The organism is Methylobacterium sp. DB0501, from assembly GCF_011043735.1.
Classification (GTDB): domain Bacteria; phylum Pseudomonadota; class Alphaproteobacteria; order Rhizobiales; family Beijerinckiaceae; genus Methylobacterium; species Methylobacterium alsaeris.
The window spans coordinates 77,927-99,525 of the sequence record NZ_JAAKGV010000004.1 but is presented as its reverse complement, the minus strand read 5'-3'; the positions used below and the strand labels follow the sequence as shown (position 1 = coordinate 99,525).

The window sequence follows — 21,599 nt, the reverse complement described above, 5'->3', positions numbered from 1 at the left end:
TCTGCGAAGAACCGCGGCGTCACAGCGACGACCATCTTTCGCAGGGGGCGGCGGCGATGGCGGCGAGCACCCTGCCGGGGGCGATCTGGTGCAGCATGTGGCCAGCCCCTTCGACCGCGACGAGGCGGCTGCCCGGGATGCGGTGATGGAGCGCCACCGCCTGGTCGGCATGGGAGAGCAGGCGGTCGCCGGTGCCGGACAGGATCGTCACCGGCATCCGCAGCTCGGCGTAATGCGGCCGGAGCGCGAAGGCGTCCGGCACCAGCAACGCCGATTCCGCCGCCGCGCTGCGCAACTGCGTGGGCCGCAGCACCATCTCGACCGGGAAGTCGCGGGCGAAGCGCTCCGGCACCGGGGCCGGGCCGAACAGGCGATCGAGGATCCGCGGCCAGAGGAGCCGGCTCGCCACCGGCGCGATCGTGTGGCTGAGGAGGTCGCCGAGGCCCGGCAGGGCTTGCGGGCCGAAGAGCAGGCCGTCGATCCGGGGCGAGGGGAAGTAGTAGCCGGATTCGAGGATGAGCGCCCGCACCCGCGCCGGGTCCTGGAGCGCCAGCGCGATCGCCACCTGCGCGCCCCAGGAATGGCCGAGCACGACGGCGTCCACCACCCCGAGGCTGTGCAGGGCGCCGCGGATCAGCCCGGCCTGCATCGCCGGCGTCCAGATCCGGCTGCGCGGCCGTTCGCTGTAGCCGAAGCCCGGCCGGTCGATCGCGATGACCCGGTGCGTCTCGGCCGCCCGGTCGACGAGGCCGCTGACGAGCCAGTCCTGAATCAGGCTGCCATTGCCGTGCAGCAGCACCAGCGCCGGCCCGCTTCCGCGCTCGAAGACGTGCAGCCTAGTGCCGCCGACCTCGACGAAGCGCCCGACCGGCGGCGTCGCCCGTTCCGCCGCACGGGCGCGGCGGCCATTCTCGATCGCGCCGGCCCCCAGCAGGGCTGCCCCCGCCAGGGCGAGGCCGGCGGCCGGGGAGAGGGTGGGCGAGGACGGGGTGGGAGAGTGGGGCTGTGCCGTCATGTTGGCACAACCGCGGGGGAGGGGGGATGGTTCGGTGGAAGCGGACGGGCAAGCCGCCGTCCGTTCGTGTCAGGCGTCCGAGGAGATGGACGATACGGCTCGGAACAAGGGCGTGGGATCCTCTCTCCCACAGCTTGCAGCGGTACCGGGCAAGCCCGGCCTTGCCTGGAGAGGGGAGACCCGCGCCTCGCAGGGCCTCGGTCGGATCTCCCCGGCCCGGATCAGTACGTCCGGCCCGGCCGCGGACGGGAGCCGCGCCGGCTCAGATAGGCGATCAGCTTCGGCAGGACGAAGAGGGTGAAGATTTTGCGCAGCATCAGCAGGTCTCCTGTCGGGTCGGGTCGGCGCGGTGGTCAGCGCGAGCGGCGGATGAGCCAGCCCGCCGCGAAGGCGAGGGCGGCCAGGCCGATGAGGGTGTTGGTGCGGTGCCCCTCGGCATAACGCACGGCCTGCCGGCCGTATGCCTGCCCGCGGCGATGGACCGCGCGGGCGGCGTGGCGCCCGTCCTCGGCGAGGGCGTCGGCCCGCTTGCGGGCGATCTTCGCCGCTTCCCCGGCCCGCTCGCGGGCCTCGTGGGCGAGGTGGCGGCCGTCGTCGAGGAGGTCGTCCGCCTGGTCGCGGGCGCGGCCATAGGCGTACTGCGCGCCGCCGGCGACCTGGTTGGCGGCACCGCGCACCTGCCTGACGGGGTCTCCGGTCAGGCCGCCGAGGGCGGTCTGGACGCGGCCCTTCAGGTGACGCGACGCGCCACGGAACTGATCCCGGTTCATGCTGTCCTCCTGAGTTCTCGGGACGAAGGGGCGGCGGGACGGCCCCGCCGCCGTGACACGGGCCTTAGCGGCGGCCCGTGAGGGTGTCGGCGACGCTCTTCGCGCCGTCCTTGACCTCGCCGACGGTGCGCTGGGCCTCGCCCTTCAGCTCCTGGGCCTTGCCCTCGGCGACGAGGCGGTCGTTGCCGGTGACCTGGCCGAGGCCCTGCTTGACGTTGCCGACGGCCTCGTTGGCGATGCCCTTGAGCTTGTCGGTGGTGCTGCTCATCGAAATCTCTCCTTGGTTCGAGGGGGATCGGAGAAGGGGGCTCCCACCCGGAGGCGGGAGCCGGCTTTCGCCTCAGACGCGGCGGGCGGTGTAGTCGGCGCCGACCAGCTTCGGGGCGCCGAGGCGGCCGCCGAAGAACGCGGCGGCGGCACCGAGCAGCAGGGCGATCGCGGCGTAGAAGGCACCCTGCGTCGCGGCCGACTTGGCGGCGACCGTCGCGGCCTCGGCCTTCTGCTTGGCGGTGGCGACCGCCTGCTGGTACTGCTTCTGGTACTCGTCGATCTGCGCCTTGGCCTGGTCGGGCGAGATGTTCTGGGCCTTGGCCAGCGCGTCGGCGGCGCGGGTCTTGGCCTGCTCCTGCTGGGCGGCGTCACCGGTCAGCACGGCGCGCACGGCGGCCACCGCGGCGTCGCGGGCGGCCTGCGGGTCCTGGCCGGCGGCCTGCTGGCGCACCTTGTCCTCGATGCCCTCGAGCGGGTTCTGGACCTTCGACAGCGACGGGGCCGCGGCCTGGGCGGCGGTCTGCACCGTGCCGCCGACGAGGTTGCCGGCGCTGCCGAGCGCGCTCGACACGGTGCTCAGCGTGCCGCCGACGAGGCCGCTCGCCGCCGAGGTGATCAGGTAGATCACCACCAGGGTCGTCACCGCCCAGGAGACGAGCCCGTGCAGGGCGGCCGCGCCGGGCAGCGGCTTGCCGGAGAGCCGGCCCGCGATGGCGCCGCCGACGAGGGAGGCGACGATGCCGGAGATCACGAACCACAGGCCTGCGCCCATCGACACGGTCGAGGCGGCCGGGTTGTCGCCGGCATTCACGCCGACCGAGGACAGGCCGACGCCGACGCCGACGAGGTTGAGGATCACCTGCGTCACCAGGGCGGTCACGGCGCCGGCGAAGATGGCGCCCCAGGAGACCTGGTTGAGCAGGACCGCGCGGGTATCGGCCTGGGCCGTGGCTGCGAGCGGGGAGATGGGGGTCTGGAGGGTCACGTCGTTACTCCGGGTCGTTCAGGTATCGTAGGGTCTGTCGCGGAGTGGATCCTGGGCGGGACGGTCCCGGCTCCCGGCGCTCTCCTGCGCCGGGGCCGGGATGCGCGGTGTCCGTCCGCGCCGGGATCGGCTGCGCGGTCAGTCGCGGTTGGCGTTGACGAGGAGGCCGACGCCGAAGCCGACGAGGCCGGCGATCACCAGCGAGGCGAGCGGGTACTCGGCGACCTGATGGCTGACCTGGCGGGTGCCGCGGCGCAGGTAGTGGCTGCCGCGCTCGTAGGCGTCCTCGGCGTAGTCCCGGGCGTCCTCGGCGTAATCCTGAGCCCGATCGGCGGCGTGGCCCGCGTAGTCCTGGGCCCGATCCGCGGCGTGGCGGACGGAGTCCTTGGCCTGGCCGTAGGCGTTCTCCGCCGCGCCCTGCGCCTCGCGGAAGCGGCCCTCGGCGGAATCGCGGTGCGAGCCGGTCAGGTCGCCGACGGCGCCCTGGATCTTGCCGCCGAGCTCGCGGGCGGCGCCGGTGAGGCGATCGGTGTCGGCCATGGGAAGTCTCCTTCGTGTTCGTGGGGAGGATGCGGCGCCCCGCGCGGGGCGCCGGTTGACGTGTCGCGTCAGTCCTCGCGAGGCCCGGTCCCCCGTGGGGGTTTCGCCTCGTCCTTCTGACGCCGGCCCTCGGTCTCGACCCGGACGTCGCCGGTGAGCTTGCCGATGGCCTCCTTCACCGAGCCCTTGACCTGCTCGGTGGAAGTCTTTGGCGCGCGCTTGGTCATGAGCACCTCGTGACGACTGAGAAAACTCCGACCGACGCGAAAATGTGAGCCCTTCTCTCGTATTCAATGGTAGGAAAATACCGGTATGCTGAAATTCAGCTACCAGAAGACTGAAGCGGGAACCCGTGCTCGCGGCCCCACAGGATCACCTCCGTGCGGCGGTGCACGCCGAGCTTGCGGTAGAGGGCAGCGCCGTGGTTGCGCACCGTGTTGCGCGACAGGCCGAGCTTGCGGGCGATGCCGTCGTCGTCGAGCCCGCTGCAGATCAGGTTGAGGATCTGCCGCTCGCGCAGCGTCAGGTCGGGCACCGCGGCGCCCGGCGCCTCGCGGCCCGGCCGACGCAGGTTGGCGAGTTTCTCGATCAGGCCGCGGCTGAACCACGAGGTGTCGGCCATCACCGTCTCGATCGCGTCGAACAGCTCGCGCTCGGTGTGCTTGCGCTCGGTGATGTCCTGCAGGACCAGCAGCATGAACTCCGCGTCGTTGATGGTGACGCGCTCGGCCGAGACCAGGCAGTCGAGGTCGGCGCCTTTCTCGTGGCGCAGGCACACTTCCAGCCCGAGCACGTAGCCGGTGCGTGTCAAAGCCGCCTCGAAGCGCCGGCGCTGCTCGTCCGAGACCCAGAGCCCGAACTCGACCGGCGTGCGGCCGACCACCCGGTCCTCGCCGAAGCCGAAGACCCGGCCGAAGGCCTCGTTGACGCTGGTGACCTGGAAATCCTCGGCCCGGGCCAGCATCGTCGGGACCGGCGTGAGCCGGAACGCCTTGGCGAAGCGCTCCTCGCTCTGGCGCAGGGCCGTCTCGGCCTTCCGCCGCAATTCCAGGTCGGCGAAGGTGAACAGCATGCAGGGCTCGTCACCCATCTCCATCGGCTGGCCGGCGACGATGACGAAGCGGCCGGCGCCGTCGGGGAGCTCGAGCCGCGCCTCCATCTGCGGGATCGTGCCGCCCTCATTGAGCCGCGACACCGCGAGGTCGCGGTTGCGGGCATTGGCCAGCACGTCGACCTCGTAGACGCTGCGGCCGATCACGGCGTCGCGGGTGTAGCCGGTCATCTCGAGGAAGCCGGCATTGACCTTGACATGGCGCAGGTCGGAGAGCCGGGTGATGACGGCCGGGGCCGGGTTGGCGTTGAAGGTGCGCTCGAAGCGCTCCTCGGCCTCGAACTGGTCCGACACGTCCTTGAGGATCAGCGCCAGGCAGCTCGGCTTGCCCTCTCGGTCGGTGGCGACGAGGCTGCGCAGGGAGTGGACGAAGCCGACATCCGGCTTGTCGGTCCGCGTCACCTCGACCACCACGTCGTGGAAGCGCTCGCCGGCGACAACCCGCTCGATCGGGTAGTTCTCCGGCGCCCGGTGGTTGCGGTAGCGCAGCGCGAAGCGCTCCCGGTAGGCGTCGACCGTCGGGCCGATCTCGTCCAGGCTCTCGGCCCCGTGCATCGCCAGGGCGGCCTCGTTGGCGTAGGCGATGGTCTGGTCGGGCTCGACCAGGATCACGCCTTCGCTGAGGCCGGCGATGATCTGCCGGAGTTCATGCCTGTCGACGCCTGCTGTCACGGCTCGCGCAGTCCCTTCACGCTCGGCGGGCCGCCGGGATGGCGGCCTCGTCGCCGCCTCTCGGGCAGCGGAGCACAAACGGATCGCGCGCTAACGGGTTCCCGCGCGCCGGCGAGATTCACCGGTAAAATCGTATCATTGACGTAATTGGCAGCGACCAGAAATAAGTCGCACCATCGCCAGACCGGCGCGTTGCCCCACGGGATCAGCCTGTTAGGGCAATCGGTCTAATCCGAATTGAGTACCGTATGCGGGCCTCCTTCCGTGCGAACAGACGACGAGCTGCGCGAACCGGCCGCCGCATCGGACGCGGTCATCGCCCTGATGCGCTCGCATCTCGGCCACCTCCTGCGGCAGCACTATGCCGAGGTCGTCGATCTCGATGCCGGCTCGCGCCTCCGCCAGGTCCTCGCCCGGCTGACCCGGGCCCTCGATGCCGCCGAGGCCGGGCACGAAGTGTCGGCCGGCTTCAAGGCCGAACTCATCGACGCGGTGCCGCGGCTGCGCCGCTACGCCCAGTCGCTGGCCCAGCACGGTGCCGATGCTGACGACCTGGTCCAGCACACGCTGCTCAAGGCCTGGGAGCACCGGCGCCAGTTTGTTCCCGGCTCGAACCTCCCGGCCTGGCTGTTCACGATCCTGCGCAACGGCTTCTTCAACGGCCGCCGCAAGCACCGCCTGGAGGTGCCCGATCCCGACGGCGCCCACGCCGCCGGCCTCGCCAGCGCCGCCGAGCAGGAACACAAGGCCGGCTTGCGCGACCTGCAGGCAGCCCTCGACCGGCTCGAACCGGCGCATCGCGAGGCCCTGGTGCTGGTTGCCGTCGAGGGCATGACCTACGAGGCCGCCGCCGGCGTGATCGGCTGCCCTGCCGGTACCGTGAAGAGCCGGGTCAGCCGCGCCCGCGACCGGCTGGCCCTGGACCTCGACCACGCCTTCGGCGGCGTCTGACCGCGCATTCCCGTCCTTCTCATCCCCCCGATAGCCCGGTCCGGGCTTCCCCATCGTTCCGGCGCTATCCCCCGAAGCGTCCGGAACGGTCGCGGGCCGGGCACGGCACGGCTTCCCCCGTCCGTGCCCGGTCCCGTCGCTGCCGTACAGAGGAGACCATGACCCAGTTCCGCCGACAGGCCATCGCACCGATCCACGGCCTCGCGCAGCGTTTCGGGTTCGGGCCGATTCTCGGGTTCGCCTTGGCTGCTCCCGCCTTGGCCGCTCCCGCCGTGGCGGCCCCGGCGGCGAACCGCTTCGACGGCGCCTGGTCGGTGGTCGCGACGGCCGAGTCCGGGAGCTGTACCGGCCCCTACCGGTACCCGATCGTGATTCGGGACGGCATCGTCGACGATGCCGGGGGTAGCGGCGTCGACGCCTCCGGGCGGGCCGGGCCGGACGGCCGCATCGCCGGCACGATCCGCAGCGGGCTCGCCAGCGTCGCGGTCACCGGCCGCCTCCGCGGCGGCGCGGGCAGTGGGCGCTGGAGCCTGTCCGGGATCAGTCCCTGCGCCGGGCGCTGGACCGCCCGGCGCACGAGCTGACGGATCCTGTCGCATCATCCCGTCCAGTCGCCGCGGGCGCTTGTCGACTCCTTAACCATCCGACTTGAGCATTCGGTGCCGCCGATGCTCCGGTTCCGGGACGCGGGCGCGAGCAGGACGCCGCCCGGGCGCGAGGTCCACCGATGCCGGCATACCGATTGCGTGGGGCGGTCCGCGCCCCGGACGGAGAGATCGGCCCCCCGCTGATCGACGAGGTCATCACCGCCGCGGACCGGGCGGAGGCGGTGCGCCTCGCCAATGCCCGCGAGACGACGCCGCCGGACGAGCAGGTGAACGCCCTCTGGCTGGTCGACGAGAGCGACAACCTCGTCTGGTCGCTGCGCCTCGCCGACCGCGAGGGGTAGAGTTCGGCAAGCCGCCACTTCGGCATGCGTCGGACCCGCTCCGAAATAGGCAATCTCCTCCCTCTTGGCTTCCAGGCCGACCCCATGGATGCTTGGGCGGCGGAGCAACAGGGCGCGGGAGAATGCTGGACCAGCTCAAGGAGCCGACGACGGTCGGCGAGCCTCCCCGTCATATCCTTCCTGCCGCCAGCACGATGATCGGCATCAGCACGACGCTGATTGGGCTCGTGAAGCTGTTCGAGACGCACGATGGGCCGAGCCACGTGGATCAGTGCGCGGGTGTCGCGGCGGTGCTCTTCCTGTTCAGCGCCGTCACATCCCACGTCTCGGTCCGCGTGGAGAAGCGGACGAGGCTGACCCGGCTGCTCGAGCAGATCGCCGACAACCTGTTTCCGATCGGCCTCGTCACCATCACGGGCATCGCGGTGTTCTTCGCGTACGAGATGATCTGAGGACAAGATGGTCCTCGTGCGCCGGCGCACCACGAAAAGATTCGCCTCGCCGCACAACACACGCACGCAATCACCGACGGGTAAGAGCTCGCGCAACGCCGGCTGAATGCAGTCGCCCGGGAGGCTCGCATGGTCACGTCGAACCAGTTCCGCCGCATGGCCGTCGCCGCTTTCGTTCTCGGCCCGGCGCTGGCACCGGTGCTCAACCCGCTGCTGCCCTGATCGGGCGGCGCCACCGTTGCCGGGTCGCGCGGTCCGGCGAGGGTACGGCCACGACCGGATGCCACGGCTCGACCTTCGTCGTCGCGACGGGGTCTAACCCCGCCGCGCCCGTTCCCGTCCCGCCTCGATGATCGAGCGGATCCGGGCGGCCATGGTCTCGATGGAGAAGGGCTTGGTCAGGACCGCCATGCCGGGGCTCAAGGTTCCGTTGCCGAGGATCGCGGTCTCGGCGTAGCCGGTGATCAGCAGCACCTTGAGGTCCGACCGGGTCTCCCGCGCGGCTTCCGCCATCTGGCGGCCGTTCATGCCGCCGGGCAGGCCGACATCGGTCACCAGGAGGTCGATCTGCACGTCGGAGCGCAGCACGCGCAGGCCCGCCGCGCTGTCGCCGGCCTCGATCGCCGTGTAGCCGAGATCGTCCAGGATGTCGGTGACGAGCATCCGCACGGTCGGCTCGTCGTCGACCACCAGCACGGTCGCGCCCTCGTCCGAGCGCGGCAGGTCGAGGACGGTGCCGCCCTCGCGCTCCTCCGGCACCGCGCCGACGTGGCGCGGCAGGTAGAGGCTGACCGCGGTGCCTTCGCCGACGCGCGAGGCGATGCGCACCTGCCCTCCGGATTGCTGCGCGAAGCCGTAGATCATCGACAGGCCGAGGCCCGTGCCCGCGCCGATCGGCTTCGTGGTGAAGAACGGCTCGAACACCCGGGCGATCACCTCGGGCGGCATGCCGGTGCCGGTATCGGTGACGCGCAGGCGCAGGTACTCGCCCACCGGCATGTCGTGGCGGCGGGCGGCCCCCGCGTCGATCGTCCGGTTCGCGGTCTCGACCGTGATGCGGCCGCCGTCGGGCATCGCGTCGCGGGCGTTGAGGCAGAGGTTGAGCAGCGCGTTCTCGAGCTGCGAGGGGTCGACCAGGGCCGGCCAGGCGCCGGGACCGCCGATCACCTCGATGGCGATGCCGGGGCCGACGGTGCGCTGGACGAGCTCCTGCATGTCCCGCACCAGCCGGTCGACGTCGGTCGGCCGCGGGTCGAGGGTCTGGCGCCGCGAGAAGGCGAGCAGGCGGTGGGTCAGCGCCGCGGCGCGCTTGGCCGCCCCTTGCGCCGCCGCCATGTAGCGCTCGACGTCCTTGAAGCGGCCTTGGCTCATCCGGGTCTGCATCAGGTCGAGCGAGCCCGAGATGCCGGCGAGCAGGTTGTTGAAGTCGTGGGCGAGGCCGCCGGTGAGCTGGCCCACCGCCTCCATCTTCTGCGACTGGCGCAGGGCCTCCTGGGTCGCCGCGAGTTCCGTCTCCGCCCGCAGCCGGTCGGAGATGTCCTTGGCGAAGTGGAAGGCGCCGATCACCCGGCCGCTGCCGTCGCGCAGCGGCGAGTACGAGACCTCCCAGGCGGGCTTCGCCAGGTCGGGATCGCCGAACTCCTCGGTCACCGTGTAGGTTTCGCCGGTGAGCGCCCGGGCCATGAAGCCGCGCATCACCGGTGCCTGGTCCGGCGGGAAGAGATCGGGGAACACCTCGCCGATCTGCACGCGATGGCCGAAGATCCGGTAGAACTCGTCGCTGTGGGCCTGGTTGAAGGCGATGAGCCGGTAGGCGGTGTCGAAGGCGCAGATCGGGTCGGCGCTCGACTGGATGATGTCGCCGTAGAGGCGCAGCTCCGCCGTGCGGTCGGCGACCTGCCGGCCCAGCGAGACGGTGAGATCGTGCGAGGCAGCCTCGGCCCGCTTGCGCTCGGTGATGTCTGTGGCGGCGCCGTACCATTCGGTGATGCGGCCCTCCCCGTCGAGCACCGGCACGGCGCGGGACGAGGCCCAGCCGACCGAGCCGTCGGCGAGATGGACCCGGTGCTCCAGGCTGTAGGAGGTCTTGGTACGGATCGCGCGCTCGATCTCGGCCCGCAGGGCCGGCCGGTCCTCGGCCGGGATGTAGGTCTCGATCCAGTCGGAGGACGCCGAGGTCGTGTCGGCCAGGAAGTTGCCGCCGGAGAGCTGGTACAGCCGGCTCCAGTCGGCGCTGATCCGGTAGCGCACCTCGGAGGACGAGCGCACCAGGGCGTCGAGCATCTGCTCGCGCCGGCGCAAGGCCTCGCCGAGGTTGTGCAGGTGCTCGCGCTCCAGCGTGACGTCGAACTGCGAGGCGAAGAAATAGGTGAGCGCACCGTCCTCGTCGAAGACCGGCGAGATCAGCAGGCGGTTCCAGAACCGTTCGCCGTTCTTCTTGTGGTTGAGAAGCTCGATCTCGATCGCCACGCGCCGCTCGATCGCGTCGCGGATCTTCGCCACGTCGGCGCGGTCGGTCTCCGGCCCCTGCAGGAAGCGGCAATTCCGGCCCATGATCTCGGCGCGGGTATAGCCGGTCAGCTTGGTGAAGGCGGCGTTGGCGAAGATGATCGGGTTGTCGGACTGGCTCGGGTCGGTGATCAGCATCGGCATCCGCGTCGCGCGCACGGCGGCGGCGAAGGGATCGTGGCTCGGGGAGAGGCGGCCGATCTCGGCGTCGATCCGGTCGGTTTCGCGGCGATCAGTCACTGTCCGTCGCCCTCACTCGCGATCGTCCGGCGGCAGGCTCCCGCCGCCCCGGCCGCGCCCTACCACAGCGTGACAGGTTCGTGCACGATCCTGTTCGTGCTGCGGCGATCCGCGCGCGGCGCGCCATGCGGTCAGCCGGCACCCGCGACGACCCGCGCCACGCCCCCGGCGCAGGCCGTCATCGCCCGCAGGACCGTCTCGGGGGACAGCGTCTCGAACCGGTAGCGCGGCAGGCTGACGCTGATGCAGCCGAGCACCCGGCCGCGCGCCCCGCGGAGCGCCATGCCGTAGCAGCAGATGTCGAGCTCGTTCTCCTGCAGGTCGAGGGAATGGCCGCGTTCCCGCGTCTCGACGACCGCGCGGCGCAGGGCTTCGGGGTCGGTGAGGCTGTGGGGCGTTCGCACCGGCAGGGTCAGCCGGGCGAGGAGGGCGTCGAGCTCCGGCTCGGGCAGGGTCGCGAGCCAGGCCTTGCCGACGGCGCTGGTATGCAGGGCCACCCGGGTGCCGATGCGCGAGGCCATCCGCACGGTGCGGTGGCTCTCGAGCTTGTCGATATAGACCATCTCGCCGTGATCCGGCACCGCGAGGTGGACCGTCTCGTCGAGGTCGTCGCGCAGCCGCGCCAGGGGCTCCCGTGCCGCCTGGCGCAGGAGCGAGCCGTCGAAGGCACGGAAGGCCAGGCTGACGAGGCGCGGGCCGAGGCGCAGCACCCCGTCCTCGTCGGTCACGAGGCCTTCCGCCGCGAGCGCCGCCGCGATCCGGTGCACGGTCGGCCGCGGCAGGGCCGTGCGTTTCGCCAGCCCGGCGACCGTCGCCGCCTCGGGCGCGTCGGCCACCGCCTGCAGCACCCGCATGAACTTGCCGAAGGCGGCGGTGCCGGGGATCTCGGGGCGCAGCCCCGTCGGGTCGGCATCGTCTGGGCCCATGCGGCGGCCGATCCTCTTCGCGGGGTCAGGCGACGAGGTAGCCGCCGTCGACCGGCAGCACCACCCCGGTCATGAAGGCGGCGGCCGGGCTCACCAGGAAGGCCACCGCCGCCGCCACGTCCGAAGGAAGGCCCCAGCGGCCCAGCGGCGTGCGCGCCAGGATCGGGCCGGCCCGGGCGGGGTCGTCCTGCAGGGCTTGCGTGAGCGGCGTGGCGATCCAGCCCGGCGCCACCGCGTTCACCCGGATCCCGTCGGGAGCGTACGCGATGGCGAGGGATTTCGTCAGCTGCGCCACGCCGCCCTTGCTGGCGCTGTAGGCCGGCACCAGGCCGCCGCCGAAGAACGACAGCATCGAGGCGGTGTTGACGATGGTGCCGCCGGTCTCCGCCAGCTTCGGGCGGGCGGCGGCGCAGACCCGCATCGTGCCGGTGAGGTTGACCGCCAGCACCTCCTCGAACACCTCCGGCCGGTGCTCGTCGCCGCGCCGGATGATGCCGGCGCAGTTGACCACGATGTCGAGCCGGTCGCAGGCGCCGACGAGCGCGGAGACGGCATCCCCGTCGGTGACGTCGAGCTCGTGGGCGGTGAGCGCGAGGCCGTCGGGGATCGCGCAGGACGCGGCCCCGATCCCGGCGGCGATCACCCGGGCGCCGAGCCGGGCCAGGCCCTCCGCGATGCCGGCACCGATGCCGGAGGTGCCCCCCGTGACCAGGGCGGTGCGGCCGGCGAGCAGGCGAGGCGCGAAGGTACCGGCGAAGGTCTCGCAGGTCATGCCGTGCGCTCCGTCGGGATCAGGGTCTCGCCGCCGTCCAGCGGCTTGCCCACCGGCCGGTCGAGGAGCGCGCCGACCGTCAGTTGCGAGACGGCGGAGGCCGGCAGGACGGCTGAGAGCAGCCGGCCCATCCCGGCGGGCGAGAGTGCCGAACGGTCGAGGTCGTCGATGATCCCCGCCGTCGGGAAGGCGACGGCAACCCGCTGGATCCGGCGCGGGCGCGATGATTTGGCGAGCGATGATCTGGAGAGTGATGCGTTCATGAGTGGTGGTGTGCCGGACGCCATCGCGCTCCGGTCCTCCCGATTGTCATCAAGGCAGGGATTGGCGAGGTCGAACCGGCGGCTCCGCAGCGCTCCAGCGTCGTTCCGGGCTCCCCCGCACGGCACGGAATGACACGGAGGGTGAAAGCGTCGTCGAGCTGATCGCTATGGACCCGGATCGTCGATTTTCTCACCGGATGAACTGATCGACGTAATCCGCCCCCAGCCCGACCGCCTCGTAATGCGCCCGGCACAGGTCGATCTTGGTGAACACGTCCTCGTAGCCGGTATGCCGGCCCCACGGGTCGACGTAGTACATGCAGCCGTTGACCTGGAAATAGGTGATCATCTCCTCGACGCCCTCGTCGACCACGAGGGTGTGGGTCTCGCCCGGCGGCTCGAAGGCGTAGGCGCCTTCGCTCGCGACCCAGTCGTGCTCGAGGTAGCGCCAGCTGCCCTTGAGCACGAAGGCGTGGACCGGGCCGGGATGGCGGTGGCGGCTGAGAATGCCGGCCTTGCGGACCTTGAGGAGATTCATCCAGTAGCCGGCCGAGACGTTCAGGCAGAGCGGCCGGAACCACACGCTGTCGGCTTGGGGCACCCAGATCCGGTCGTCCTCGGGGATCGCCGGCGCCACCACCAGGTCGGGCCGGATCTCCGCCGGTTGCGGCCGCTGGTAGGGCATGCGCCGCAAGGTCGTGGCGTCGAGGCCGGCGACCGGGTCGTCCGCCGACGGGGCGCTCGTCATGGTATCCTCCCGATGTCCATATCATGGACTTATTGTCCGTCATGTGGATGGTCTTCGAAGGACGGCGCAGAGTCAAACCGTGGCTGCCGCATGTCAGCGTTGCAGCGGGACCCGCTCCGTTGCAGGGCTCGCCGGCATCGGGCATGTCGTCGCCGCATCGCCGGGCTGAGTTCCCCACGCGTTTCGGCCCCGTGCGTTTTCCAGGTTGATGGCTCGGCGAGTTGCGACCCACCGGCTCGCGCGGTGTGGACATCAGCGTCGCTCGAGCGTGCGGAGCCGAGCTCCGCCGTCGCGGTCTGACGATACGCTTTTGCGGAAGGGATCTTCCGGCGATGGTATCACTCGTGCCGTTGCGTCGGGTCGACGGCCACGATGGCGCCGTTCTCGGCGTAGACCGCCCCGAGCACGTTGCGGAAATGGTTCCGGACCTTGCCGTAGCACTCGCAGGCCGAGTGCTCGGCCTTGGTCCGGTCGAGGATGGTGATCTGGCCGCGGCGCACCGCGATCAGGCCGCGGCGCTGCAGCGCGCCGAGCACGCCGGTGAGGTAGGTGCGGCGCACGCCGAGCATCTCGGCCAGCATCTCCTGCGTCACCGGCAGGACCGGCGTGCCGAGCCGGTCCTGGAAAGTCAGCAGCCAGCGCAGGCAGCGCTCCTCGATCGGGTGGACGGCGTTGCAGGCCACCGATTGCAGCACCTGGGCGAGCAGGCAGTCCGAGTAGCGGACGAACAGGTCGCGCAAGGCTGGCGAGGCGGCCCGTGCCCGGGTCAGCCGCTCGGCGTCGAGGCGCAGCACGGCGCCGGTGACCTGCACCACCGCCTCGCTGAAGGCCGGCAGGTAGCCGTGGCTGACGACGCCCCCCACGGCGCCCTCGTGCCCCACCGTCGCGGTCTCGACCATGCGCCCGTCGCGCATGCGCGAGACCAGGGTCACGGTGGTCTGGTTCAGCGGGAAGGTGACGTGCGACACGTCCTCCCCGGCACGGAACAGCACGGTGCCGCGGACCCGGTGCCCGCGCTCCAGGTAGGGCGCCAGCAGGGCGCGGTCGTTCATATCGAGGGCCTCGAGCAGGAGGTTGCCCTCGAAAAGGCCGGTTTCTGGGGACCGCAACTCGTCCGGCGCATTCAAGGTCGTCGTCTCCGGAAAGCGGGGACTCGTCGCGGCAGATCCGGCCGGAGGGTGGCGGCCGCCCCGACGGCTGCCGAGCGCCGCGTGGGACATGGGATGGCACTTTTCGCGCCGTGCACCCTCGCAACCGGAGCGAGGCCTAATTTGATCTAACGGTTACGCACCGCGGTGTCTGTCCTGTTTCTGACATTGTGAGGCAGATTCAGGCCTATCCCGCATGGCCGAGTGCATGATCTCACTCGGCATTATATACTGCCCCCTACTATGTCATCATTCGAACTCATACAACTCTGTATCATTCTACTGGTGCAGGGGTCATCAACAATGTCTACTCTGCCTGTGCTTTTCCTCGAGCCGGCGGTAGGAACATCGTGACGATCTCTTATCAGGAAGTGGATTGCGCAATTGTGAGGCAGGTCGCAACAGATCGGGAGCATAGGAACGGGATCCGATCGTCGACAGCCTACCGTAGGGCAGTCGACCTCTACGGAGGTATGCGATCGACATTCCCAATCCGACCCGCCATCGTCAAGGTGCTTGACACTTACGCGAGAAATTAATTGACTTAAAGTAAGTGGCGCGCGGGCGGTGCGCTGCCAGATAGATCGAGCGCGCCAATCGATCTCGTGCAATTCAGACGAAGCGCAAAGGATTGCCTGCGTCCAATTCGCGCGCTGGCGCATCCGTGTGGATCGATATGCCGGCCCGTCCCGGGTCGGCTCCGGCAGGGCTCACGCGGGGGGCGACGCGGGCGTTCTCCGCCGACGGCGCCCGGCGCAACCTCAGCTGTCGAGTGCGAGAGCTCCGGAATGTCCCATCACCGAGCGGGTGAGCCGGTCGGCCCCGAGTTCCCCGCCGCTGTAACCCAGAAGCTCGGCGAGCTTGTCGCGGGCGCGGCAGACCCGGCTCTTCACCGTGCCGACCTTGCACTGCATCAGCGCGGCGGCGTCCTCGTAGGAGAGGTCGCCGACCGCGACGAGCATCAGGGCCTCGCGCTGCTCGGCCACCAGCTTGTTGAGCGCCGCCTGGAGATCCTGCACGTCGAGCCGGTCGCCCTGGTTGGGGGCGGAGGTCAGGCGGGCCGAGTACACGCCCTCGCCGTCCTCGACCTCCCGCGCACGCTTGCGGTGCTCCGAGTAGAAGGCGTTGCGCATGATCGTGAACAGCCAGGCGCTGAGATTGGTGCCGGCCTCGAACCGGTCGCGGTTCTGCCAGGCCTTCAGCATCGTGTCCTGCACCAGGTCGTCGGCGCGGACCGGGTTGGCGGTCAGGGTCAGGGCGAAGCGGCGCAACGCCGGCGCCGCTGCGAGCAGGTCCTCGCGGAACCGGTCCTTCTTCGGCGCGCCCATGATGGCGAGCGCCTGCTCGAGTCGCGCGAGCAGGTCGGCGAAGGCGGTGGGAGCCGGCTCCTCGGCGACCGCCGCGTAGTGGGCGCGCAGTCGCTCGCCGAGATGCTCCTGCACCGACAGGGGCAGGGCGGGGGCGGTCAGCGGCAGGGCGGGCCGGCCGCTCGCGCCCGGCGACGCGGCCCCGTGGGAGGCGATCTGGACGGAAGCAGTCTCGGCCGTGGCGGCGTCCGGTGGACCGGGGGGCGTGCTCTGGGTCATCAGGTCGTTCGGCTGGCGCGGGGATCGCGCCAAGCTAGACCATAAGCCACCCGGAGGCGAGGGCGAACCCGCTCCTCCAGCGGAAGAGCAATGATAGGCTTATGCGGTGTCGTGCAGGGTTGTGCCTCGCCGAGGGTCTCCCGCGCGGGATCGCACGGCCCTTTCCCCGGGCGGGCGGTCGCATGCCTCGACGACGGTCATGCACTCCTGGTCATACGCGGCAGATGAGCATGGCACGCGACGACTCATGCACCAATGAGTGCGGGAGAGTCCGCGTCGCGGGGCTGCATGGCACGCCCGAGCCAAGTGCAGGTCGAAACGGTCGCGACCGCTCCTCTGGCAGGCATCGATCACCATGTCGGCCGTCACGCTCGTCCCAGGGCTCGATCGCCGTGACTATCGCGAATGAGCGGCGGCCGGGTGATCTTTCGCTCAAGTCCGGCGCCCAAGCCCCGTTCGCCCACGGCCCGTTCGCCCAAGCCCTGCTCGCCCTCTCGCGGGATGAACGGCCACCCGGGTCGCGGCATGGCCGCCGCGGCCCGGGTGCGGCACGCTCCGGCACCGCGTCAGCGGCGGCCCTTCAGCAGCCAGCCGGCCAGGAAGGCGAGGCCGGCGACGGCCAGCACCGTCTCGGTCGGATGCGATTCGGCGCGGCGCAGGGCGGCGCGGCCGCGGTGATGCGCCTCGTCGTAGACCTCGCGGCCGCGGGCATAGGCGTGGCGGCCGCGCGTCTCGATCTGGTGGGCGAGGGCGGCGCCGTCATGCGTCAGCTCCTCGGCGACGCGGCGGCCGCGGCCATAGGCGTACTGAGCCCCGCCGACGACCTGGTTCAGCGCGCCCTCCGCCTGCGGCCGGACGCGCCCCGTCACGGCGCCGAACGCGGTCTGCCCGCGGCCCTTGATGTGGCGCAGGCCGCCCTCGATCTGGTCCCTGTTCATCGTGGTCTTCCGTCTCCGTTCGGCAAAAGAAAAAGCCGGCCTCCCGCATGAGGTGCAGGGGGACCGGCCCGATCGTTCGCTGGAGCGGGCCGGCGCGGCCGGCCCGCGCGCGGATCAGAGCTTGCTCTTCACCGTGTCGGCGGCGTTCTTGATGCCGTCCTTCACGTCGCCGGTGGTCTTCTGGGCCTCGCCCTTCAGCTCCTGGGCCTTGCCCTCGGCCTGCAGCTTGTCGTTGCCGGTGGCGCTGCCGATGCCCTGCTTGATGTTGCCGACCGCCTCGTTGGCGAGGCCCTTGATCTTGTCGGTGGTGCTGCTCATGGGAAGCTCCTCGTCTCGTGCAGTTCATCGCCTGCTCAGGTCTGACGAACCGCCGAAACGGCGCATTGTTCCGCTGCGACAGAGACCCTGCCCGGTTTCCGGGCTGGACCGCAGGGGAGGAACCCGCTAGGTCGCGCGCCCTCCCTTCAGCTCCGGCAGAGATTCGGCATGGCGGCCTGCGGCCTCGATTTCGGCACATCGAACACCACCCTCGGATTGACCGGGGCCGACGGGCTCGCGCTGGCGCGGCTGGAGGGCGAGGCGGTCACGATCCCGAGCGCGATCTTCTTCCCGCCCGTCGGCGACGAGGCGATCGGCCGGGCCGCCATGGCGGCCTATGTCGAGGGCACGCCCGGCCGGCTGATGCGCAGCCTGAAATCGGTGCTCGGCTCGTCGCTCCTGGAGGAGACGACCCCGGTCGGTCGCCGTCGGCTGTCGTTCCGGGCGGTGATCGCCCGCTACCTCGCCGCCGTGAAGGCCCGGGCGGAGGAGGAGGCGGGCGAGCCCCTGACCCGGGTGGTGCACGGCCGCCCGGTCCACTTCGTCGACGGCGATCCGGAAGGCGACCGCCGGGCCGAGGACGCGCTCGCCGCCATCGCCCGGGAGGTCGGCTTCGCCGAGGTGTCGTTCCAGTACGAGCCGATCGCCGCGGCGCTCGACTACGAGCGCGGGCTCGCCCGCGAGGAGGTGGCGCTGATCGCCGATATCGGCGGCGGCACCTCGGACTTCTCGGTGGTGCGCCTGAGCCCCGAGCGCCACCGGGCGGTGGAGCGGGCCGGCGACATCCTGGCCAATGACGGCGTCCGGATCGGCGGCACCGATTTCGACCGCACCCTCAGCGTCGGCGAGGTGATGCCGCTGCTCGGGCTCGGCAGCCCGATGCGCCGTCCGGGCCTCGATGTGCCCTCGGCCTATTACCACGACCTCGCCACCTGGTCGCAGATCAACCGGCTCTACGACGGCAAGACCCTGCGCGAGCTACGCTCCCTGCGCCGCGAGGTGGCGCGCCCCGAACTGATCGACCGCCTCGCCGCGGTGATCGAGGCCGAGCGCGGCCACACCCTGGCGATGGAGGTCGAGGACGCCAAGATCGCCCTGTCGGAGGTCGACCGGATCGGCCTGCCCCTCGGCTGGGTCGAGCCCGGCCTCACGGCCGAGATCGGCCGCCCCGACCTCGCCCGCCACTCCGCCGACCTCGCCCGGCGCATCGGCGCCTGCATCACGCGCTGCCTGCGCGAGGCCGGGGTGGCGCCGGACGGGATCGACGCCCTGTTCCTCACCGGCGGCTCGACCCGCCTCGCCCCGGTCCGCGCCGCCATCCTGGCGACGGCGCCGGAGGCCCGGGTGGTCGAGGGCGACACCTTCGGCTCGGTCGGCCTCGGGCTGACGGTCGAGGCGGCGCGGCGCTACGGGTGAGCGGGATCGCGGAACAGGGGGCCGGGGGCGGCGGCTCCTCGTGAGCCTCGCCCATTCCCGGCCGGCCGAGAGCCTGTCGTCGGTCTCTCCTCCGAGGAGGCCGTCGACGGGCGGCCCCGCTATGCTCCGCCCAGACTCGGCGCGTCGTCGCTGTCCAGCTGCTCGTTCTGCAGGAGGTCGTGCACGGCGGCGAGGCGGCGGGCGGCGCCGTCGCCGAGGGTGAGGCCGAGGCGCACGCTCAGGATCTCGATCACGATGATCTGCGCGATGATCGCGTCGGTGCCGACCCGCATCGTCGCGTCGCCCGGCACGTCCACCGCCAGCAGGATGTCGGCGGCCCGGTGCAGGGGCGTGCCGGTGCGGGTGATCGCCACCACCGTGGCGCCGGCCCGGCGCGCCACCGCGACGGTGCGCAGGAGCGCCGGCATGCGCCCGACATAGGAGATCGCCACCAGCACGTCGCCCGCCCCCAGGCACGAGGCCGCGGTCAGCTGGAGATGGGCGTCGGCGAAGGAGTTCGACGGGATGCCGAGCCGGAATAGGCGGGCGTGCAGGTCGTGGGCGAGGAAGTGCGAGGTCGCGCCGGTGCCGGCGGTGTCGACGCGCCCGGCCGCGCGGATCGCCGCCACCGCCGCCTCGATCCGGTCGGGGTCGAGGCCCGATTGCCACTCGGCCAGCATCGAGGTCACGCTGCCGACGACGTTGCGCACCACCTCCCCGGGGGCGTCGGTCGGCCGGACGCTGCGGTGGACGTAGGGCGTGCCGAGCGCCAGCGAGCCGGCGAGCTTCAGCTTCATGTCGCGCACGCCCTCGCAGCCGACGGCGCGGGCGAAGCGCACGATGGTCGGCGCGCTCACCCCGGCCCGCTCGGCGAGCAGCTCGACCCCGGTCTGGACCGCCCATTCGGGGTCGGCCACGATCATCCGGGCGATCCGGGCCTGGGTCTCGGGCAGCCCGTCGAGGGTGTCGCGAAGGCTGCGCAGCAGGTCGGAGGAGGACGCGGGCTCCGCCCCGCGGGTGTCCGGCGCCGCCTCCGCCATCACGCCGCCTCCCGCATCTCGGAGGCGTCGCGGAGGCAGGCGAAGCGGTGCCCGTCCCCGGCCTCGCGCAGCGGCGGGACTCCGTGCGCGCAGGCCTCGACGGCGAGCGGGCAGCGGGTGCGGAAGACGCAGCCCGACGGCGGCGCGATCGGGCTCGGGATGTCGCCCTTGAGCAGTCGCGCGATGCGGGCTGCGTCCGGATCGGCCTTCGGCGAGGCGGCGAGCAGCGCCCGCGTGTAGGGGTGACGCGGGCGCGCCGTCACCTCGGCGGTCGGCCCGATCTCCATGACGCGGCCGAGATAAAGCACCACCACCCGGTCGCAGAGTAGTTCGACCACGTCGAGGTCGTGCGAGATGAACAGCATCGCGAGGTTGAGCCGCGCCCGCAGGTCCTGGAGCAGGTTGAGCACCTGGGCCTGGACCGAGACGTCGAGGGCCGAGACCGGCTCGTCGGCGACGATCAGCGTCGGCTCGACGGCGAGCGCCCGGGCGATGCCGATGCGCTGGCGCTGGCCGCCGGAGAATTCGTGCGGGAAGCGGTCGAGATGCTCCGGCGGCAGGCCGACGAGGTCGAGGAGTTCGGCCATGCGCTCGCGGCGCCGGCCCCGGGCGAGGCCGTGCGCATCCAGCGCCTCGCCGAGGATGCCGGAGACCCGCAGGCGCGGGTTGAGGCTGGCATAGGGATCCTGGAAGATCATCTGCGCCCGGCGGCGCAGGGGCTTCAGGCGGCGCTCCGGCAGCGTCGAGACGTCCGCGCCGTCGAACCGGATCGTGCCGGCGGTCGGGTCGACGAGGCGCAGCGCCAGCCGCCCGATGGTCGACTTGCCGGAGCCCGATTCGCCGACGAGCCCGACGACCTCGCCGGGGGACACCGTGAAGCTCACCTCCTCCACCGCCCGCACCTGGGCCGGCGGGCGCCCGAAGCGCTTGGTCAGGCCTTCGACGGCCAGGATCGGCGCGTTGGGGATGCTCACATCTCCCTCCAGAACAGGCAGCGGGCGGCGCGGTCGGCGGCGATCGCCTCGAGCGGCGGCGGGGCGGTGCGGCATTCCTCGCGCACCCGCTCGCAGCGGGGCGAGAAGGCGCAGGCGTCGCGGATCGCCGCCGCCCGCCCGAGGCTGCCGGGAATCGAGCGGACGTGGCGGCGCCCGTCCGGGCCGCGGGCGGCCCGCGCCGGCAGCGACGCGAGCAGGCCGGCCGTGTAGGGATGGCGCGGATGGCGGAAGAGGTCGCCCACCGGCCCGGTCTCGACGATGCGGCCGGCATACATCACCGCCACCCGGTCGGCGATCTCCGCCACCACGCCGAGATTGTGTGTGATGAACAGGACCCCCATCCCGGTCTCGCGCCGCAGCCGGTCGATCAGCGCCAGGATCTGGGCCTGGATCGTCACGTCGAGGGCGGTCGTCGGCTCGTCGGCGATGAGGAGGCGCGGGTTGCACGCCATGGCCAGCGCGATCATCACCCGCTGGCGCATCCCGCCCGACATCTGGTGCGGGTAATCGTGCAGGCGCTTGGCGGCGGCCGGGATCTCGACCAGCTCCAGCATCTCCTGCGCCCGGCGCAGGGCCGCGCGCCGGTCGAGCTTCAGGTGGAGCCGCACCGATTCGGCGATCTGCTCCCCGGCGGTGAGCACCGGGTTGAGGCTCGTCATCGGCTCCTGGAAGATCATGGCGATCTCGGCGCCGCGTAAGCGCCGCACCCGGTCGGGCGGTGCCGCGGCGAGGTCGATCGTCTCGCCGGCCTTGCCCCGATAGAGGATGCGGCCCTTCGCGACCCGGCCGGCCGGGCGGGGCAGCAGCCCCATCACGGCGAGGCTCGTCACCGACTTGCCGGAGCCGGATTCGCCGACGAGCGCCACGGTCTCGGCCTGAGCGATCGCCACGTCGACCCCGGTCACGGGGGCGACCTCGCCGTCCTCGGTACTGAAGCGGACCTCGAGGCCCTCGATCGAGAGGAGCGGCTCGGTCATCTTGAGGGC

24 protein-coding genes are annotated in these 21,599 nt (G+C 71.6%); 5 read left to right on the top strand and 19 right to left on the bottom strand.

Features of this window, described 5'->3' with window-relative positions; all coding sequences use genetic code 11:
• Positions 1-19: 19 nt before the first annotated feature.
• The 7 genes from G4G93_RS07715 to G4G93_RS07685 form a co-directional block, all read right to left on the bottom strand.
• Positions 20-1,015: an alpha/beta fold hydrolase gene (locus tag G4G93_RS07715; protein WP_165082825.1), complete on the bottom strand. Its 996-nt coding sequence runs from the start codon at positions 1,013-1,015 to the stop codon at positions 20-22.
• A 353-nt stretch (positions 1,016-1,368) separates the two neighbouring features.
• Complete coding sequence (locus G4G93_RS07710; protein ID WP_165082823.1) at positions 1,369-1,785, bottom strand: CsbD family protein; 417 nt, start codon at positions 1,783-1,785, stop codon at positions 1,369-1,371.
• A gap of 64 nt (positions 1,786-1,849) precedes the next feature.
• Entirely contained in the window at positions 1,850-2,053 is a 204-nt protein-coding gene (locus G4G93_RS07705) for a CsbD family protein (protein WP_165082821.1), read from the bottom strand.
• A 72-nt stretch (positions 2,054-2,125) separates the two neighbouring features.
• A complete protein-coding gene (locus G4G93_RS07700; protein WP_165082819.1) occupies positions 2,126-3,040 on the bottom strand; it encodes a PhnA-like protein in 915 nt (304 codons plus the stop codon).
• Positions 3,041-3,178: 138 nt separating this feature from the next.
• The gene (locus tag G4G93_RS07695; RefSeq protein WP_165082817.1) at positions 3,179-3,580 is read right to left on the bottom strand and encodes a CsbD family protein; all 402 of its coding nucleotides are present in this window, start codon (positions 3,578-3,580) and stop codon (positions 3,179-3,181) included.
• 68 nt (positions 3,581-3,648) lie between these two features.
• On the bottom strand, positions 3,649-3,807 hold the full coding sequence (locus tag G4G93_RS07690) for a CsbD family protein (protein WP_165082815.1): 159 nt from the start codon (positions 3,805-3,807) through the stop codon (positions 3,649-3,651).
• A 95-nt stretch (positions 3,808-3,902) separates the two neighbouring features.
• Positions 3,903-5,363, bottom strand: coding sequence for a helix-turn-helix transcriptional regulator (locus G4G93_RS07685; RefSeq protein ID WP_165082813.1), 1,461 nt, complete (start codon positions 5,361-5,363; stop codon positions 3,903-3,905).
• Between the two features lie 264 nt (positions 5,364-5,627).
• Here G4G93_RS07685 and G4G93_RS07680 point away from each other — a divergent pair, with 264 nt between their 5' ends.
• The 4 genes from G4G93_RS07680 (at position 5,628) to G4G93_RS07665 (ending at position 7,715) form a co-directional block, all read left to right on the top strand.
• Positions 5,628-6,314, top strand: a complete 687-nt coding sequence (locus tag G4G93_RS07680; RefSeq protein WP_312891787.1) for a sigma-70 family RNA polymerase sigma factor — start codon at positions 5,628-5,630, stop codon at positions 6,312-6,314.
• Positions 6,315-6,472: 158 nt separating this feature from the next.
• On the top strand, positions 6,473-6,898 hold the full coding sequence (locus G4G93_RS07675; RefSeq protein WP_165082811.1) for a hypothetical protein: 426 nt from the start codon (positions 6,473-6,475) through the stop codon (positions 6,896-6,898).
• A gap of 143 nt (positions 6,899-7,041) precedes the next feature.
• Entirely contained in the window at positions 7,042-7,263 is a 222-nt protein-coding gene (locus tag G4G93_RS07670; RefSeq protein ID WP_165082809.1) for a hypothetical protein, read from the top strand.
• 122 nt (positions 7,264-7,385) lie between these two features.
• On the top strand, positions 7,386-7,715 hold the full coding sequence (locus G4G93_RS07665; RefSeq protein ID WP_165082807.1) for a hypothetical protein: 330 nt from the start codon (positions 7,386-7,388) through the stop codon (positions 7,713-7,715).
• A 315-nt stretch (positions 7,716-8,030) separates the two neighbouring features.
• Here the strand turns inward: G4G93_RS07665 and G4G93_RS07660 are convergent, their stop codons facing one another.
• The 9 genes from G4G93_RS07660 to G4G93_RS07620 all read right to left on the bottom strand — a co-directional run bounded on the left by G4G93_RS07660 (position 8,031) and on the right by G4G93_RS07620 (position 17,162).
• On the bottom strand, positions 8,031-10,463 hold the full coding sequence (locus G4G93_RS07660) for a PAS domain S-box protein (RefSeq protein WP_206289611.1): 2,433 nt from the start codon (positions 10,461-10,463) through the stop codon (positions 8,031-8,033).
• Between the two features lie 131 nt (positions 10,464-10,594).
• Entirely contained in the window at positions 10,595-11,389 is a 795-nt protein-coding gene (locus tag G4G93_RS07655) for an IclR family transcriptional regulator (protein WP_165082805.1), read from the bottom strand.
• Between the two features lie 25 nt (positions 11,390-11,414).
• A complete protein-coding gene (locus G4G93_RS07650) occupies positions 11,415-12,161 on the bottom strand; it encodes an SDR family NAD(P)-dependent oxidoreductase (RefSeq protein ID WP_165082803.1) in 747 nt (248 codons plus the stop codon).
• A complete protein-coding gene (locus G4G93_RS07645) occupies positions 12,158-12,424 on the bottom strand; it encodes a hypothetical protein (protein WP_165082801.1) in 267 nt (88 codons plus the stop codon). The genes G4G93_RS07650 and G4G93_RS07645 overlap by 4 nt, the downstream gene beginning before the upstream one ends.
• A 190-nt stretch (positions 12,425-12,614) precedes the next feature.
• Positions 12,615-13,172: a 2,4'-dihydroxyacetophenone dioxygenase family protein gene (locus G4G93_RS07640; RefSeq protein WP_165082799.1), complete on the bottom strand. Its 558-nt coding sequence runs from the start codon at positions 13,170-13,172 to the stop codon at positions 12,615-12,617.
• 338 nt (positions 13,173-13,510) lie between these two features.
• Entirely contained in the window at positions 13,511-14,281 is a 771-nt protein-coding gene (locus G4G93_RS07635) for a Crp/Fnr family transcriptional regulator (protein WP_395413692.1), read from the bottom strand.
• A gap of 800 nt (positions 14,282-15,081) precedes the next feature.
• A complete protein-coding gene (locus G4G93_RS07630) occupies positions 15,082-15,906 on the bottom strand; it encodes a NepR family anti-sigma factor (RefSeq protein WP_165082795.1) in 825 nt (274 codons plus the stop codon).
• A gap of 566 nt (positions 15,907-16,472) precedes the next feature.
• Entirely contained in the window at positions 16,473-16,844 is a 372-nt protein-coding gene (locus tag G4G93_RS07625; protein ID WP_165082793.1) for a CsbD family protein, read from the bottom strand.
• Positions 16,845-16,958: 114 nt separating this feature from the next.
• The gene (locus G4G93_RS07620) at positions 16,959-17,162 is read right to left on the bottom strand and encodes a CsbD family protein (protein ID WP_048430992.1); all 204 of its coding nucleotides are present in this window, start codon (positions 17,160-17,162) and stop codon (positions 16,959-16,961) included.
• Positions 17,163-17,330: 168 nt separating this feature from the next.
• On the opposite strand from G4G93_RS07620, the gene G4G93_RS07615 reads away from it, so the two are divergent.
• Positions 17,331-18,578 carry an Hsp70 family protein gene (locus tag G4G93_RS07615; RefSeq protein ID WP_165082791.1) on the top strand — a complete coding sequence of 416 codons (1,248 nt, stop codon included), beginning with the start codon at positions 17,331-17,333 and terminating at the stop codon, positions 18,576-18,578.
• Between the two features lie 119 nt (positions 18,579-18,697).
• Here the strand turns inward: G4G93_RS07615 and G4G93_RS07610 are convergent, their stop codons facing one another.
• The 3 genes from G4G93_RS07610 to G4G93_RS07600 are packed head-to-tail and all read right to left on the bottom strand — an operon-like array spanning position 18,698 to position 21,590.
• Positions 18,698-19,618: a MurR/RpiR family transcriptional regulator gene (locus G4G93_RS07610; RefSeq protein WP_165082789.1), complete on the bottom strand. Its 921-nt coding sequence runs from the start codon at positions 19,616-19,618 to the stop codon at positions 18,698-18,700.
• Positions 19,618-20,592: an ABC transporter ATP-binding protein gene (locus G4G93_RS07605; RefSeq protein WP_395411382.1), complete on the bottom strand. Its 975-nt coding sequence runs from the start codon at positions 20,590-20,592 to the stop codon at positions 19,618-19,620. Before G4G93_RS07605 ends, G4G93_RS07610 begins: the two co-directional genes overlap by 1 nt.
• Positions 20,589-21,590: an ABC transporter ATP-binding protein gene (locus G4G93_RS07600; RefSeq protein ID WP_165082784.1), complete on the bottom strand. Its 1,002-nt coding sequence runs from the start codon at positions 21,588-21,590 to the stop codon at positions 20,589-20,591. The genes G4G93_RS07605 and G4G93_RS07600 overlap by 4 nt, the downstream gene beginning before the upstream one ends.
• Positions 21,591-21,599: the final 9 nt, after the last annotated feature.